We start from the raw sequence: 458 nt of genomic DNA, 5'->3' as shown, positions 1-458 counted from the left end.
ATAGAGCACAGCATCGTATTCGGCGAGCAGCTCCGCCACCGGTTTGTCGACGCCGACATTGACGCCGCAATGGAAGCTCACGCCCTCGCCTTGCATTTGCTCGATGCGCCGGTCGATATAGTGTTTCTCGATCTTGAAGTCGGGGATGCCGTAGCGCATCAGCCCACCCGGCCGGCTCTCGCGCTCATAGACGTGAACGTCGTGGCCGGCGCGGCCAAGCTGCTGGGCGGCCGCCATGCCGGCCGGCCCCGAGCCAATGACCGCGACGCGCTTGCCGGTCTTCTTTTCCGGCGGATAGGGCCGGATATGACCGGTTTCATAGGCCTTGTCGGCGATCGCCTGCTCGATCGTCTTGATGGCGACCGGAATGTCCTCGAGGTTGAGCGTGCAGGCTTCCTCGCAAGGCGCCGGACAGATGCGGCCGGTGAATTCCGGGAAATTGTTGGTCGAGTGCAGGT

At 63.3% G+C, this 458-nt stretch carries 1 protein-coding gene; it reads right to left on the bottom strand.

The genetic code is table 11. The features are described 5' to 3' along the window. A partial coding sequence (locus EOA86_RS38055; protein ID WP_128345903.1) for an NAD(P)-binding protein occupies positions 1-458 on the bottom strand: 458 nt, incomplete at both ends.

The organism is Mesorhizobium sp. M5C.F.Ca.IN.020.32.2.1 (assembly GCF_004023105.1).
Lineage (GTDB): Bacteria > Pseudomonadota > Alphaproteobacteria > Rhizobiales > Rhizobiaceae > Mesorhizobium > Mesorhizobium wenxiniae.
This window is presented reverse-complemented; position numbering and strand designations above follow the sequence as displayed.